Source organism: Sphingobium xanthum (assembly GCF_019737615.1).
Lineage (GTDB): Bacteria > Pseudomonadota > Alphaproteobacteria > Sphingomonadales > Sphingomonadaceae > Sphingobium > Sphingobium xanthum.
Window position 1 is genome coordinate 83,252 of record NZ_JAHKKS010000012.1, and the last position, 15,474, is coordinate 98,725.

Annotated in this window: 11 protein-coding genes; 7 read left to right on the forward strand and 4 right to left on the reverse strand. The window is 64.8% G+C overall.

The window, feature by feature from the left end:
* Positions 1–44: 44 nt before the first annotated feature.
* From KM135_RS17210 to KM135_RS17220, 3 genes are all read right to left on the reverse strand, one after another.
* Positions 45–2,999, reverse strand: a complete 2,955-nt coding sequence (locus tag KM135_RS17210; protein WP_221715275.1) for a TonB-dependent receptor plug domain-containing protein — start codon at positions 2,997–2,999, stop codon at positions 45–47.
* A gap of 629 nt (positions 3,000–3,628) precedes the next feature.
* A complete protein-coding gene (locus KM135_RS17215; protein WP_221715277.1) occupies positions 3,629–4,804 on the reverse strand; it encodes a mandelate racemase/muconate lactonizing enzyme family protein in 1,176 nt (391 codons plus the stop codon).
* A complete protein-coding gene (locus KM135_RS17220; RefSeq protein ID WP_221715279.1) occupies positions 4,804–6,459 on the reverse strand; it encodes a GMC family oxidoreductase in 1,656 nt (551 codons plus the stop codon). The genes KM135_RS17215 and KM135_RS17220 overlap by 1 nt, the downstream gene beginning before the upstream one ends.
* Before the next feature lie 514 nt (positions 6,460–6,973).
* Here KM135_RS17220 and KM135_RS17225 point away from each other — a divergent pair.
* The 4 genes from KM135_RS17225 to KM135_RS17240 are packed head-to-tail and all read left to right on the forward strand — an operon-like array spanning position 6,974 to position 11,427.
* On the forward strand, positions 6,974–8,458 hold the full coding sequence (locus KM135_RS17225) for an aldehyde dehydrogenase (RefSeq protein WP_221715282.1): 1,485 nt from the start codon (positions 6,974–6,976) through the stop codon (positions 8,456–8,458).
* Positions 8,458–9,006, forward strand: a complete 549-nt coding sequence (locus KM135_RS17230) for a carboxymuconolactone decarboxylase family protein (protein WP_221715284.1) — start codon at positions 8,458–8,460, stop codon at positions 9,004–9,006. The genes KM135_RS17225 and KM135_RS17230 overlap by 1 nt, the downstream gene beginning before the upstream one ends.
* Positions 9,007–9,010: 4 nt before the next feature.
* Complete coding sequence (locus KM135_RS17235; protein ID WP_221715286.1) at positions 9,011–9,745, forward strand: cyclase family protein; 735 nt, start codon at positions 9,011–9,013, stop codon at positions 9,743–9,745.
* Complete coding sequence (locus KM135_RS17240; protein ID WP_221715288.1) at positions 9,745–11,427, forward strand: thiamine pyrophosphate-binding protein; 1,683 nt, start codon at positions 9,745–9,747, stop codon at positions 11,425–11,427. Before KM135_RS17235 ends, KM135_RS17240 begins: the two co-directional genes overlap by 1 nt.
* A 192-nt stretch (positions 11,428–11,619) precedes the next feature.
* Here KM135_RS17240 and KM135_RS17245 read toward each other — a convergent pair whose 3' ends face one another.
* Positions 11,620–12,555 carry a DUF6282 family protein gene (locus tag KM135_RS17245; protein ID WP_221715290.1) on the reverse strand — a complete coding sequence of 312 codons (936 nt, stop codon included), beginning with the start codon at positions 12,553–12,555 and terminating at the stop codon, positions 11,620–11,622.
* Between the two features lie 325 nt (positions 12,556–12,880).
* Between KM135_RS17245 and KM135_RS17250 the strand changes: the two genes are divergently transcribed.
* From KM135_RS17250 to KM135_RS17260, 3 genes are all read left to right on the forward strand, one after another.
* The gene (locus KM135_RS17250) at positions 12,881–13,618 is read left to right on the forward strand and encodes an SDR family NAD(P)-dependent oxidoreductase (RefSeq protein WP_221715291.1); all 738 of its coding nucleotides are present in this window, start codon (positions 12,881–12,883) and stop codon (positions 13,616–13,618) included.
* A gap of 20 nt (positions 13,619–13,638) precedes the next feature.
* Positions 13,639–14,379: an SDR family NAD(P)-dependent oxidoreductase gene (locus KM135_RS17255; protein WP_221715292.1), complete on the forward strand. Its 741-nt coding sequence runs from the start codon at positions 13,639–13,641 to the stop codon at positions 14,377–14,379.
* Between the two features lie 61 nt (positions 14,380–14,440).
* Entirely contained in the window at positions 14,441–15,427 is a 987-nt protein-coding gene (locus KM135_RS17260) for a zinc-binding alcohol dehydrogenase family protein (protein ID WP_221715293.1), read from the forward strand.
* Positions 15,428–15,474: the final 47 nt, after the last annotated feature.

Sequence of the window (15,474 nt, forward strand, 5' to 3'; positions counted from 1 at the left end):
TCTGGCGCTCGACCGGCCCGGTCACGGCATGACGGTGCGGCCCCCTAGAATTTCGCCCGGATGCCGAGTTTGTAAGCGCGGCCCACCGGATCGAAGTGGAGCGCGTTGCCGAACAGGCGGAGCGTCGAGGGCTCATCCTTGTCGAACACGTTGTTGATGCTGCCGTAGATCTCGAAATCGCCGCCAAGGCCGATATCGGGCAGCTTCACCTTCGCGGCGAGGTTCAGATAGTAGCGCGCATCCACATAGTTGAGGTTCACGCTGTTCGGATTGTTGATGTCGTAGCCCGGATCGCCGGGGGCGATCTTTGTCGGATCGAGGATGCCCCTGGGAATGTAGCGGTGCTGCGTCGTCAGGGTCACATTGCCGATCGTGTAGGCGATCAGCGCGTCGATCTTGTAGCGCGGCACACCCTGGATGTTGGTCACCGAGCCGTTGTTGCCGGTCCAGTCATCGAGTTGCGTGACGAGGCCCGTACCGCCGATCGTGCTCAGATCGATGACATAATTGGCATTGAGCTGGAGATCGACCCGGCCGCCCAGCGCGTCGAACCGGTAATCCGCCACGAGTTCGAGGCCCTCGGCATGTAGCTGGCTGAGGTTCTGGAAGTTCGCGAAGATCGTGTTGATCGATCCATTGGCGTTGAAGACGATCTTGTCACAGAGGAGGTTCAGGTTCTTGCAGGCCGTCGAGGTGGCCGGACCCGTCAGAGCGTCGATCGCGCCGCTCACCTTGATGTCATAATAATCGATAGAGAGGTTGAGGCCGCTGATGAAGCTCGGACGCAGCACCATGCCGGCCGTGAACGTGTTGCCCTTTTCCAGCTCGAGGCCGGGATTGCCGCCGGTCACGACGAACTGGTTGGTGTTGCCGCCCACGAACGGATCGGGCAGCGGAAGCTGGATGCGCGTGGCGTTCGGGCTCGATTCCTGCGCTGTGGGCGCGCGAATGTCACGGGAGCGTGTCACGCGGAACGTGATGTCCGAGACGGGCGTGTAGACGAGGCCGACTTTCCACGTCGTCGCATCGCCGAACGGGTCATAATGGGTGAAGCGGATCGCGCCGTCGATGTCGAGCGCTTCGCCCATCGGCGAGTCCTTGAGCAGCGGGACGCCGGCTTCGAGATAGCCCTCGACCACTTCGGTCTTGGTGAGCGGCAGCGCCGTCGTCTGCGGATTGATGAAGTTGCCGGCCAGCGTGTTGGCGTCGGCTGTGCCGCGCGCCGTGTCGCGCCGCCACTCGCCGCCGACCGCGACCTGCACTTCGCCGGCCCAGGTGTTGAACGGGGAGCCGCGCAGGTTCACCGCCGCGACATGCTGGCGATAGGTGCGGGTCTGCCATTCCGGCACGATGTAGCGCGCGGCCGCGGCCGGGCTAATCGTGCCGAACAGATTGATCGGAATGCAGCCATTGGTGGGCGCGGTGAGCGTCGTGCGGCAGACGATGCTGCCGAGCGCAAGGCCGGACGTGCCGACATTGGCCGCCGTCACACGCACGGCGTCGATTGCGTTGTTCCATTCGCGCAGGCGGTTGCCCTTGTCGTCGATCATCGAATTGACGCGGCCGTAGGTGTAATAGACGTCCCAGTTCCAGCTGGCGCCGAACTCGCCCTTCAGGCCTGCCGCGAACCGATAGGTATCGATCGACGTATACGCCACGTTGCTCGGGCCGAGCGCCACCGCGCCATGATTGACGTTGAGCCGGGTGATCGTCGGGTCCGCCGCCAGGATCGTGGCGCGCGTCGCGTCCGAGATATAGGGATTGTTGATGTCAAGGCTGGCCGGGCCATCCAGCGGAGGCGTCGAGACGGCGGGGCCGCCATAGACATGGGCGTACATGCCTTCGCCCCACCAGGTGATGGTGTCGGTCAGCTCATATTCGACATGGGCCATGGCCGAGACATGCTCGGTCGGCACCATCAACGTGGTCGGGCTCAGGCCGAGCAGATAGGGCTGCGTCGGGTCGGATGTTCGCTGCTGGAACAGGCCGCTCAGCAGATTGCCGATCTGATAGTCGACGAGATTGCCGTTCGGATCGAACATCTTGTTGCGCAGCGCATTGGGCAGGGACGTGGCGCCGACATTGAGCACCTGCTGCCCGAGCGTGATCGTGGTGCCGCCCGCGCCGGGCTTGACTGCCGAGGCGAGAATGCCGTTGTCGTTGTAGAGGAAGCGGATGTTGTCGAGCACGAGCGTCGCGGGCAGGCCATTGGTGCTGGTGCGGGTCGTGGTGTTGTAGCCGGGGTTCGGCACATAATTGGTATATTTCGCGCACCAGCTGCGCACTTCGCACGGGCCCATGCCCCATTCCCTGGAATATTCGATACCCGCGACGACATGGCCGCGACCGCCCGCGAAGCTCGTGCCGCCGGCAAGCGCGGCATAGAAGGTCTCCGCATCGCCCCGCTCGCTGACACCGCCGCTGATGTCCGCCTTGAAGCCGGTCAGCTTCTTGTCGAGGATCAGGTTGACCACGCCTGCGACCGCATCCGCGCCGTAGGCGGCCGAGGCGCCGCCGGTCACGACCTCGGCGCGTTGCACCAGGATCGAGGGGATGGAATTGATGTCGACCGAGCCGTTGTCGGCGCTGGGCACGAAGCGCCGGCCGTCGATCAGGGTCAGCGTGCGCGTGACGCCGAGGCCGCGCAAGTCCATGTTGCGCGCGCCGATATTGCCCGAGACGCGGAACGAGTTGGACGCCGGCGTGGTGATCGCGCGGAAGGACGGGATCTGGTTGAGCGCCTCGGCGACGTTGGAGATGCCGAGGTCCTGCATGCGCTCTTCGCCGATCACGTTGACCGGCGTCGGCGCGTCATAGCCCACGCGGCCGAGGCGCGAACCGGTGACGACGATGGCCTCGTCTTCCGCCATCCCCTCCGCGGCCTGTTCCGCGACTTGAGGTTCCGTCTGTGCGAAAGCGGCCGGGCCATGAAGCGTCACGGCCAGAGCGAACACGGCGCTCGATGTGCGAAGCAGTAGCCCGAAGTTCCTGTGGGTCATTTCAATCCTCCCCCTTCGATCGTCTGTCGCCCTCAAGTTGGCGATCCTATACGATGCAGGTGTGATACCGGTATCTTTTGGTGCGTTTCGAGTCAATTGCCGGCATGGCATTTTACGAGACATTGTTCCGTTACCGGCATATCAATTTGCGCTCCTGCGCCCTGTGGTGTGCATAGTGCCGCGCCGCTTCCGCATGGCGGAAAGTGGGCAGACGAGGATTGCGCCATCGAATACGCATGAGCGTGTGGAAACAATGGAATCATGCGACATTGAACCCAGGAGATGTGGCAGCTACTTTTCGCTCCGCGGAAAGCTTTTGGAGGTCGATATTGCGCCGATTCGAAGCGCCGGGATCCTCTGCCGATATGCACCCTCATTTGATGTAAGCCGATCCGCGCCGGTCGCCCCGACACCGGAGCGCATAGCGGTAACGGTAACAACGAAACGTTGTTACCTTCCGGTCTCGTCAAATCCGGCTTCCGGACAGGGCCGCGCCGCTACCGTTCCGATAGCCGGAAAGTGGAAGACGGAGTGTTCCCAGACGGCAGCAATGATGGTCGTCGCGCGCAGGGAGTCTCGCCCGGACATGCCTCGGGCTGACCGGTCCCGGTGGAAGCGAAACGTTCGCTCTAACCGGTGACGACGCTGTGACTGAGGGTCATGCGCTTCAGCGCGTCCTCGTCGAGCACGAGGCCAAGGCCCGGCCCGGTCGGTACCGCGACGGTGCCGTCCACGATCCGGAAATTGCCCTCGGCGACCAGCGGATCGTCGCCGAGCACACCGGCGCCGAAGACGAACTCGGCCGCGCCGAAAGTGCGCCCGGCCGGGATCGACGCGCAATAATGCGCGGCGGCCGCCGCCTCGAACCCGGACGCGACGGCGAGGCCACCACTGTTGATGCCGATGTCGTTGGCCTGCGCGATCGCGGCCATGCGGCGCGCGTTGAGCAGGCCGCCGACCTTGTAGAGCTTGATGCAGAACACGTCGGCCGCGCCCGCCTCGACGATCTGTGCGGCGTCCTGCACGGTGAACAGGGCTTCGTCGACCATCATGGGGACGCCCGCCGCCTGACGGCGTATCTCCGCCATGCCGCGCAAATTCCTGCGCTCGACCGGTTGCTCGCAATAGCCGACGTCCATGTCGCGCATGGCATTGAGCGCGAGAATGCTGTCGCTGACCGTCCAGCCGGTATTGGGATCGACGCCGATCATGATGTCCGGCCCGATGGCCTTGCGCACGGTCTCGAAATTGCGGACGTCCTGCCGCCAGCCGCCCTTTCCGGCGGCCTTGAGGCAGATGACCTTCATGCCGAATTCCTGCGTCGCGCGCAGGGCGTCGTCGACCATTCCTTGCGGGTCCTCATAGAGGCTCACCGACCATTCGAGCGGGATGCTTTCGTTCGAGCGTCCGCCGAGCAGATCATGCACGGGCACGCCGAGCGCCTTGCCCAGCGCATCGTGCAGCGCGATGTCGAGCACAGCGCGCGCCGCCGGATTGCCGGCAAGGCGCGAGGTCAGCAGCGCATCATGGCCCTCGAAGTCCGCAAGGCGCCGGCCGATCAGCAGAGGCCCATAGATGTCGCGGATCGCGGCGACCTGGCTATGCACCGTATCGGCGACGAAATGGCCGGGGCTGATCGCGCGGATCTGCGCGACGCCGGTGACGCCGCCGGCATGGATCTTGACCAGCACCGGCTTGCCGAGCAGTTGCTCCGGCGCGCCGGTATCGTAGCTGCCGCTGGAGAAGGTCCGCTTCAGGCGAACCGGCAGCTCGGTGACGAAAATCTCGATGCGGTCGATCTTCATCAGGATGCCGCCTTCAGGTCATTGCGCCAGCTTTCCAGCACCATCTGCGCGCCACGCTCGCCGAGTGCAATGGTCGGCGCATTGGTGTTGGACGAGGGGATGGTCGGGAAGATCGAGCTGTCCATGACGCGCAGGCCGCTGATGCCGCGCACCCGCAGATCCGGATCGACCACCGCGTCAGGATCGGTCCCGGCCTTGCAGCTGCCCACGATGTGCCAGGTGGTCTGCGTCGTCTCGCGGATATAGGCGAGGATTTCCTCGTCGCTCGCAACGCCGGGGCCGGGCCGCGTCTCCTGCACGATCATGCGGGCGAGGGCGGGGTGGCTGGCGATCTTGCGCACTTCCTTGATGCCGGCCATCAGCACGTTGGCATCGTGCGGATCGTCCAGATATTTGGGGTCTATCTTCGCCTGCACCGTCGGGTCGGCCGAGGCGATGTGCGTCCAGCCGGCCGAGCGCGGGCGCAGGCCCATGACGCCGATGGTGAAGCCGCTATGCGCATCGAGTCCATCCTGCGGGCGGCGCGCATAGCGGTCCTTGCCGGAGAAGGGCTGGAGCTGGAGCTTGAGGTCCGGGCGCGGCTCGTCGGGTGAGCTGCGCATCACGGTGTGCGCCACGGCCGAGCAGATCGACAGCAGGCCTTTCCCAAACAGGCCCCATTTGAGCGCTTCCTTCACCTTGACGGTCGGGCGCTGCAGCACGTCGTTGATGGTGATCGGCTTGGTGCATTCGAAGGTGAGGCGCGTGTTGGGGTGATCGCGCAGATTCTCGCCGACGCCGCGCAGCTCCTGCACCACCTCGATGCCATGCTCTTTCAGGATTTCGCTGCGGCCGATGCCGGAGAGCTCCAATATCTTGGGCGAATTGACCGGGCCGGCGGCGATGATGACTTCCCGCGTCGCGGCGATCCGCACGCGCTCATTGCCGCGCAGTATCTCGACGCCGGTCGCGATGCGGTCCTCGATGACGACGCGGGCGACCAGCGTATCGACCAGCACGTCCAGATTGCGGCGACCTCGCGCGGGCTTGAGATAACCGACCGCCGATGAAGAGCGCCAGCCGCGCCGTGTCGAATATTGGAGGTAGGACGCGCCTTCATAATGGCCGTCATTATAGTCCGCGACGATTGTGTGCCCGGCCTCGCCGCTGGCCTGCACATAGCCGTCCGCCAGCTCGTCGAAATTCTTGAGGTTGGTGACACCGATCGGGCCATTGTGCCCGCGCAGGGCCGGGTCGCCCGGCGCATAGCTCTCCATCTTCTTGAACCAGGGGAGCATCTCGTTCCAGCCCCAGCCGGGCAGGCCGTCCGCTTCCCAACTGTCGAATTCTCCCGGATCGCCGCGCACATAGACATTGCCGTTGATCGAGCTGGAGCCGCCGAGCATGCGGCCGCGCGTCCAGAGCTGCGTGCGGTTGTTCAGCGCGGCCTGCGGCTCGGTGACGAGCGGCCAGATCACGTCCGGATCCTTCAGCAAGTTCACGACCATCAGCGGCACATGGATGCTGATCTTGTTGTCGCGCGGCCCCGCCTCGATCAGCAGCACCCGATAGCGGCCATCCTCGGACAGGCGATTGGCGATCGCGCACCCGGCGGAGCCGGCGCCCACCACGATGAAGTCATAGCTGTCGGCATGGGCCTGATCGGAAACTGGCAAAGCGCGCCCCTCGTCCTCAAAACTATTCGGGTCTTAGGGTGGCCCGGCATGCAATCCAATATCATTAGGCGTGACGGGCATAATGAGCAGATATGCTATTCCCTGGCCGGCACGCCTGCCTGCATCCACATTCCATGGGCGAGCGGGGGCACCACGCTCCGAAAAATCGCTGTCCTGCAACTCCATGCCCATGGCATCCCGGACCGGGTCTTTCTCACGTTCGAACATCCCTTCCGTTGCCATCAATCCAAAAGCGGAAAGACAGGCGCGATGGTGTGACCTTCGTGTGACCTTGGGGTCGGCTTGGGGCGGTAACAAAGACGATTAAACAGCTCGGAAGCCGTTTTTATGTGACTTGGTTCGAGAGCTTCAGGCAGACCTGTCGTCGCCACCGGAATAACAGCCAAGAGCCATTCACGTCGTCGCCATGCTGTCCGGTTATTCTTGATCGGCATTACTTATTGGAGCGGGGTCTGCCGCTCCCTACAGCGGGCGTGCAACGAGAGGATGCGGCGTGGCGGCACTGACGGACTGGGACCTCTACATCGACGGCGCCTGGGTGCCGCCTTCCTCCGGCGAGCGGTTTCCCACGCTCAATCCGTTCAACCAGCAGGCCTGGGCGACGATTTCGCAAGCCGATGAGGCCGATGTGGCGGCGGCGGTCGCAGCGGCGCGGCGCGCCTTCGAGCATGGCTGGCGGCAGACCTCGGGGCTGGAGCGCGGACGGCTGATGAACCGGCTTGCCGATCTGCTGGAGCGCGATGCCGACCGCATGGGCACGCTCGAATCCACGGACAACGGCAAGATCGTGCGCGAGACGCGCTCGCAGATGAAGTTTGTCGCGCGGACTTTCCGCTTCTTCGCGGGCTATGCGGACAAGATCTTCGGCAAGGTCATCCCACTCGATCGGCGCGACATGTTCGATTACGCCTCGATGGAGCCGCTCGGCGTCATCGGCATCATCACGGCGTGGAATTCGCCGATCGCGCTGATCGGCAACAAGCTGCCGGCGGCGCTGGCTGCGGGCAATAGTGTGGTCATCAAGCCTTCCGAACATGCCTCGGTCACCACGCTGGAATTCGCCAAGCTGGTCGAGGAAGCAGGCTTTCCCAAGGGCGTCGTCAATGTCGTCACCGGCGACGTGCGCACCGGGCAGGCGCTGGTGCGGGGCGGGGGCCTCAACAAGATCAGCTTTACCGGCTCCAGCCACGGTGGGCGGCAGATCGCCTCGGAAGCGGCGCTCAACCTGACGCCTGTGGTGCTGGAGCTGGGCGGCAAGTCGCCGAACATCATCTTCGACGATGCGGACATTCCCAAGGCGGTGGCGGGCGCGCTCGCTGGCATCTTCGCGGCAACCGGGCAGACCTGCATCGCGGGATCGCGCCTGCTGGTGCAGCGGCCGGTCTATGATCGCGTCGTCGAGGGGCTGGTCGCGCGGGCGAAGACGATCAAGCTCGGCAATCCGCTCGATCTTGCAACCGAGATGGGCACGGCCGCCAACGAGCCGCAATTCGAGCGCATCCTCTCCTTCATCCGCTCCGCGCGGGATGATGGTGCTGAGCTGCTCGCCGGCGGCGATGCGGCGCGCGAGGGCGAGCTCAAGGACGGGCTGTTCGTGCAGCCGACCATCTTCGGCAATGTCAGCAACGACATGAAGGTCGCGCGCGAGGAGATTTTCGGCCCCGTGCTCTCGGTCATCCCGTTCGAGACGGAGGAGGAGGCGCTGGCTATCGCCAACGACACCAATTTCGGTCTCGCCTCGGGCATCTGGACCGAAGGGCTGAAGCGCATGCACCGCGTCTCGCGCGAGCTGCGCGCCGGCATGGTCTGGGTGAACACCTATCGCGCCGTTGCCGCGCAGACGCCGTTCGGCGGGGTCAAGGACAGCGGCTTCGGGCGCGAGCGCGGGGAGGAAGGCCTGAAGGAATTCCTCACCACCAAGAATGTGATGATCAACCTCTCAGACGATGAGCGCGATCCCTTCGCGGTGCAGACCTGATGGCGCGGCTGCCCTATCCGGATCTGGAGACGATCGCGCCCGAGCGGCTGGCGATCCTGGGATATCCGCCCAATCGCCCGCTCAACATCACGCATATCGCGCTGCACATGCCCGAGAAGCTCTGGCGCGGTCATATCGCGCTCAAACAGGCGATGACGCGCGACACCACGATGGATCACTGGCTGCGCGAAGTGCTGATCCTGCGCGTCGCGCACAATGCCGGCTGCGCCTATGAGCTCCATCATCACGATTCCATCTCTGCCAATCTCGGGTTCACGCCGGAGAAGCAGGAAGCGATCCGCACGCGGGATTATGACAAGCTGACCGACGCGGAGCGCTCGGTCGCGATTTTCACCGACGAGACATGCAAGCTTTCCGTCTCGGACAAGACGCTCGCCGATGTCCGCGCGATGTTCGGCGATGCACTGGTCATGGAGATGGCCGCGATCATCGCCAGCTATTGGGGCACGGCGATGATGGTGGCGGTCACCGGGGTCGAGCCGGATGCTGAACCGGTCAAGAGCTGGGCAAAACAGGAAGAGGATTAGGCAGATGTGCGAGCAGTGCCCCGTCGTGCCGACCGGCTGGATCGGCTGGATCGACCTTCCCGAGCCTGCTCCGCTGACCCCCGCCGGTCCCTGGGTCGATCTCACCCATCAGGTCGGGCCGGACATGCCCTGCGCCTCGATCTTCCCCAAGCCGAGCTTCAACAAGCTGCGCACCTTGCCGGACGATCCCTATAACGTGACCGAAATCCATATGGTCGCGCATGCCGGCACGCATGTGGACGCGCCGCTCCATTATTTCGCGGACGGGCCGGACATGTCGTCCATCCCGCTCGACCGGATGAGCGGGGCGGGTGTCGTCTGGCACATCCCCAAGGACAATGACGAGATCATCGACGTCGCCGATCTGGAGGCTGCGCGCCCGCTGCTGCAGGAAGGCGACATCGTCGCGGTCGATACCGGCTGGGCGCAGCATTTCGGTACGCCGCGTTACGAGAGCCATCCAAGCTTCAGCCCGGAAGCGGCGGCGTGGCTGCTGGCGAAGAAGATCAAGCTGCTCGCCTGCGACTTCGCGACGCCGGACCTCGTCTATCATCTGCGCGAACCCGGCTTCGACTGGCCAGTGCACAAGCAACTGCTCGCGAACGGCATCCTCATCTGCGAGCATCTGACTGGCCATGCCGCGCTCGCGGGCAATCGTGTCGAATTCCTATTCACCGCACTGCCGCTCGCCGGGGGAGATGGCGCGCAGGCGCGCGTGGTCGCAAGGAGGGTTGCCTGATGTACGACAATGTGACGGGCGCGGCGGCCGGGACGGTGCGCACGGGCAATCGCTATCTGGCCGAGGCGATGGCGAGCAGTGGCCTCGATCATTTCTTCCACATGCCGCTGATCCTGCCCGATGCCGTGAAGGACATGCATGCCGTCGGCGTGCGCCCGGTCGTGGTGCATAGCGAGAAGGCGGCGGCCTATATGGCGGACGGCTATGCCCGCGCTTCGGGCAAGATCGGCGTCTGTGCGGCGCAGGCGATCGGCTCCTCCAATCTCGCGGCCGGCATGCTCGACGCCTATATGGCGCATGCGCCGATCCTCGCGCTGACCGGCGGCGGCACGGCCGACACGCGCTATCGCAACAATTATCAGGAGATCGACCAGCAGCCGATCTGGGGTGCGATCACCAAGGCCAGCATGCGGGTTGAAGGCGGCCATCGGCTGCCCGAGCTGCTGGGGCAGGCGATGCGCGTGGCCACCAGCGGCGCGCCGGGGCCGGTGCATCTGGAGCTGAACGGCTTCACCGGCGGCGTGCTGGCGGACGATACCGCCGGGGCCGCGCTGCCCGATGTACGCTATGCGAGTGCGCCGTCGGTGCGGCAAGCGGCACCGGCGCAGGATGTCGAGGCGGCGCTGCGCGTGATCGGCTCGGCGAGCAAGCCGATCATCGTCGCGGGAGCGGGCATCCGGCAGAGCAATGCCTTCGAGGCGTTGCGCGCCTTCGCGCATCATCTGCGCATCCCGGTCGCGACCTCGCTCGATGCCAAGGCGGCCCTGCCGGAAAGCGATCCGCTGCTGGTCGGCTGCGTCGGCACCTATTCGCGCGAGACGGCGAACAAGGCGGTCTCCGAAGCCGATCTTATCCTCTTCGTCGGCACCACGACCGGCAGCATGGTCACGGCGACCTGGCGCGTGCCGGTGCCGGGCGTCCGCGCGATCCAGATCGATGTCGATCCACGCGAGCTTGGCCGCAACTATCCGCTGGAGGCGGGCATGGCCGGCGATCCGGCGACGGTGCTGGATCAGCTGCGCGCCGCTGCCCCGGCGCAGCCCGATCGCTCGGCCTGGCTGGGCCGGATCGCCGATCTCAAGGCCGATTGGGCGAAGACACTGCAGACGGAGGAATTTTCCAAGGCGGTGCCGATCCGTCCCGAGCGGCTGTGCCGGGTGCTCTCGGACGTGCTGCCGGAGGATGCGGTGCTGCTGGTCGATACCGGCCATGCCGCGCATTGGGCCTGCCGTCACATTCACCTGAGCAGCCCGCGCCAGACCCTGCTGCGCCCGGCGGGCTCGCTTGGGTGGTCCTATCCTGCCTCGCTCGGCGCCAAATGCGCGGTGCCGGATCGCCCGGTGGTCTGCTTCACCGGCGACGGCGGCTTCCTCTACCATCTTGCCGAGATGGAGACGGCCGTGCGCTACGGCATCAACACCGTGACGATCGTCAACGCCAACAACAGCCTCAGCCAGGAGCGCAATGTGTGGGGCGGGGTCGACGCGTTCGATGAGTATTGGCGCTTCTCGCCGGTCGATTATGCGGCGGCGGCGACAGCTTTCGGGTGCAAGGCCTGGAAGGTCGAGCGTCCCGAGGACATCGCGCCCGTGCTGCGCGAGGCGCTGGCGGCCAATGCGCCGGCCATCGTCGAGGTGATGACCGACGACCAGATCCTCGCGCCGACGGCCTGGGTGCCTTGACGCACAGCCTGCCAAACACGCGCCGTGCTCCTGCGGAGGCAGGAGCCCAGGGCCGTTAAGGTCTTCGGTTGGGCTCTGGGTTCCTGCCTTCGCAGGAACACATGACAGCGCTATTCGGGCAGGTACGGCTACCTAAAAGAAAAAGGGCTCCCGCTTTCGCAGGAGCCCTTCTTGCAGCAACTGGAGAGGAGCTTACTCCTCGATGCCGAGAAGACGCAACGGATTCTTCGAGATCATCTTCGTGATGTCCTCATCGGTATAGCCCATCTGGATGCAATTGCGGATGACTTCGCGGAAGCCATAGACCGGGTGGTCGTTGTTCTTCTGGCCCATGTCGGAGGCGAGAATGGTGCGATCGACGCCCGCGGCCTTGATGAGCAGGTCCAGCTCTTCGGGCGGATACATGGGCTTCGGGCGCCGCGTCAGCTCGATATACATGCACAGCGAGTGCTCGATATAGGCGTCGTACAGGCGGACGATCTCGCTGATATCCTTGTGCGTGAACTCGAGGATGAAGGTCGGGTGATTGACCAGCAGCTTCTTGACGCCGCGCTTCCTGGCTTCCTCGAACACCTTGAAGATTTCCGAGACGTGCATGTGGCCGCCCGAGAGGATCACGTCATATTCCGCGACCAGATCGAGGACTTCCTTCACCTCGTCCTTGATGTTGCCATTCTCGTCCAGCGGGGTCAGCGGCTCGAACGGGATCATCTTGGTGATCGTGTGCGGGAAATTGGCCTTGATGCCATAGGGCGAATCGATGTGGTTCTTCGACGAGAAGGTCGGCATCCACACCAGATTGGCGCCGAGTGCGCAGCCCGCATCCACCGCATGCTTGTTGAAGCCGCCGTTCGAATTGTTGAGCGGCACGCCCGAATAGAGATCGACGCCGAGATGGCCATGCGTCTCCTTGAGCAGGCGGACGATCGGCGTCGCGGAATAATAATGATCCTTGATCAGCATGCCGCGGAAGCCCGCCGCAGCCACTTCTTCCATCGCTTCGACATGGTTGATGTCGCGCGCCATGACCGAGGGACCGGAATGGCAATGCAGATCGACCGCGCCGACCAGCAAGTTGTCGATGCGCTTTTCGAGCGAGGCAGGTTCAGCTGTGATGGTATCGGTCATGTCAGGAGTCCGTCCTTCTTGTGTCCGCCTTGGCGGATCTCACGTGAATTCAGGCTAGTGCCGCCGGTCAGCAGCGCACCAACTGTTTCGGCATGAGAAATGCCGGTCGGGCATGCTCGGCGCGGCATAGCCGGTTTTTCGTTACACCGTCTCGCTGAATGGAACAAGCAACGGTTGTCGTGATTGTCTTACTGCGGGGACGCGCGGCCAAAATGTCCCTGCGCGGCAGCACGTCTTTACCAGGGCGGAAAACCACCGTCTTTCCTTGATATCGGCGCCGCGCGGCGTGACAGGAGGCCGACAGAGTTTTGAGGAGACGGGGGCCGTGGCATCGCCGATCATGCTGGTTACCGGGGGGAGTCGCGGCATTGGCGCGGCCATCGCCCGCCTTGCCGCGCAGCGCGGCTTCGATGTGGCGCTGACCTATGTGAGCCGTCCGGAAGGGGCCGAGGACGTCGCGGCGGAGATCCGCGCGGCCGGGCAGCGCGCCCATGTCATCAAGGCGGATGTCTCGAAGGAAGCTGATCTCATCCGCATGTTCGACGAGACCGAGGCCGCGCTTGGGCCGGTCACAAGTCTCGTGCTCAATGCCGGCATCCTGCCCAAGCCCTCGAAGCTTGCCGATGCCGAGTGGGACAATCTGCGCGAAGTGATCGAGGTCAATCTGGTCGGCACGCACATTGCCTGCCGCGAGGCGGTGCGCCGCATGTCGACCAAGCGCGGCGGCGCGGGCGGCAATATCGTGCTCATGGGCTCGCGCGCGACCTTCTATGGCGCGCCGGGCCGGGCCATCGTCTACGCGACGTCCAAGGCCGGTCTCGAGGCCTTCTGCTACGGCGTCGGCAAGGAAGTCGCGGCCGAGGGCATCCGCGTCAACATCGTCTCGCCCGGCCCGATCTCGACCGATATGAACAATGAAGTGAGCGCGCCGCAGCGCATCCACGAAATCCCGATGGGCCGCTATGGCAAGGCGGAAGAAGTCGCCGCCGCCGTCCTCTTCCTCGCCTCGGACGATGCGTCGTTCGTCTCGTCCGCCAGCCTCATGGTCAGCGGCGCCCGCTGAGCCAGCACAGGAGAACCGACATGTCCGCACCTGTGATGCTCATCGCCGCGGGAAGCCGCAGCATCGGCGGCGCCATCGCCCGCATGGCGGGGGAGCGCGGCTATGACGTGGCCGTCAATTATGTGAACAACCGCGAGGCGGCGGAAAGCGTCGCCGAGCACGTCCGCGCGCAGGGCCGCAAGGCCGCCGTCATCCAGGCCGACATGGGCAAGGAGGACGACATCCGCCGGATGTTCGCCGAGTTCGATGCACAGTTCGATCGGCTCGACGCCTTCGTCTACAATGCTGGGGGCTTCGGCGGTCCGCCGTCCAATTTCATCGATGTCTCGGTCGAAACCTTGCGCCGCGCCTTCGACTTCAATCTGCTCGGCGCGCATTTCTGCGCTGCCAAGGCGATCAACCGCATGTCGGTCAACAAGGGCGGGCAGGGCGGCAACATCGTCTTCATCGGCTCGCGTGCTGCAGAGAATGGCAGTCCTGGCTTCGGCGTCTGGTATGCCGCCGCCAAGAACGGCCTGCATGTGCTCTCGACCGCGCTCAGCAAGGAAGTGGCCGAGGACGGCATCCGCGTGAACACCGTCTCGCCGGGGCCGATCCATACGGACTCCAACGACCCGACCAAATGGCCCGAGCGCGTCAACACGATTCCCCTGCGCCGCTTCGGCAAGCCGGAGGAAGTCGCCGAGGCCGTGCATTTCCTTACCTCGCCGGCGGCGTCCTTCATCACGGGCACGGTGATCAACGTCTCGGGCGGGCGCTGACATTATCGGAGCGTTTCGCTAGGGGCGAAGTGATCCGTTACGACAGAAGGAGCAGATCGGCATGAAGGCTTTCGCCTATGACAGCGCGCATGCGCTCGAGGATTTCGCGCTGGAGCTGCGCGATGTGCCGGACCCGGTCATCGGCCCCAAAGATCTGCTCGTGGCGGTCAAGGCGTTCGCGCTCAATCCGGTCGATACCAAGCTGCGCAAGGTGCGCGGCGGGAGCGATGCCGGGCCGGCGATCCTCGGCTGGGATGCGGCGGGCGTGGTCGAGGCGGTCGGGGCAGACGTCACCGGCTTCGCGCTGGGCGACGAGATCTATTATGCGGGCGATGTGACGCGCGCGGGCAGCTATGCGACGAAGCAGGCGGTCGATTACCGGATCGTTGCGCGCAAGCCGGGCTCGCTCGATTTCGCCGATGCTGCCGCGTTGCCGCTGACCGCGCTCACCGCGCATGAGGCGATGCTGGAACGCGGCGTCGCCTATGCGGCGGACAGCCAGGTGCTGGTCGTCGGCGGCGCGGGCGGTGTCGGCTCGCTCGCAATCCAGCTGCTCAAGGCGCTGACACCCGCGACGGTGATCGCGACGGCCACACGGCCCGAGACGATCGCCTGGGCGAAGGATATGGGCGCGGATCATGTGATCGGTCGCGCGCTTGGCGACGAGCTGGCCCGGATCGGCATTTCCGGACTGCACGCGATCTTCATCACGACCAGCACGGGCGACTATTGGGATGCGGTGCCGGGCCTGCTCCGCCCGTTCGGCCATCTCATGGTGATCGACGAGCCGGCGACGATGGACATGAAGCCGTTCAAGCAGAAGGCGCTCACCGTCCACTGGGAATATATGTTCGCCAAGGCGATGTTCGGCTTCCGGCCGGAGGAGCAGGGCGCGATGCTGGCGGAGCTGGCGGCTTTGGTCGATGCGGGGAAAGTCCGGACGACGCGCACGCAGACCTTGCCGGCCACCGCCGAGAATCTGCGCGCCGGCCATGCCGCGCTCGAAGGCGGGACGGCGATCGGCAAGATCGTGATGTCGTGGACGTGATCCCCAACCACGTCTGACCTGGCCATCCTCCGGAGACCATCAGCCGC

Coding starts and splice junctions, on each gene's coding strand:
- KM135_RS17210 (WP_221715275.1), bottom strand. CDS start 2,999: ATGACCCACAGGAACTTCGGGCTACTGCTTCGCACATCGAGCGCCGTG.
- KM135_RS17215 (WP_221715277.1), bottom strand. CDS start 4,804: ATGAAGATCGACCGCATCGAGATTTTCGTCACCGAGCTGCCGGTTCGC.
- KM135_RS17230 (WP_221715284.1), top strand. CDS start 8,458: ATGGCGCGGCTGCCCTATCCGGATCTGGAGACGATCGCGCCCGAGCGG.
- KM135_RS17235 (WP_221715286.1), top strand. CDS start 9,011: ATGTGCGAGCAGTGCCCCGTCGTGCCGACCGGCTGGATCGGCTGGATC.
- KM135_RS17240 (WP_221715288.1), top strand. CDS start 9,745: ATGTACGACAATGTGACGGGCGCGGCGGCCGGGACGGTGCGCACGGGC.
- KM135_RS17245 (WP_221715290.1), bottom strand. CDS start 12,555: ATGACCGATACCATCACAGCTGAACCTGCCTCGCTCGAAAAGCGCATC.
- KM135_RS17255 (WP_221715292.1), top strand. CDS start 13,639: ATGTCCGCACCTGTGATGCTCATCGCCGCGGGAAGCCGCAGCATCGGC.
- KM135_RS17260 (WP_221715293.1), top strand. CDS start 14,441: ATGAAGGCTTTCGCCTATGACAGCGCGCATGCGCTCGAGGATTTCGCG.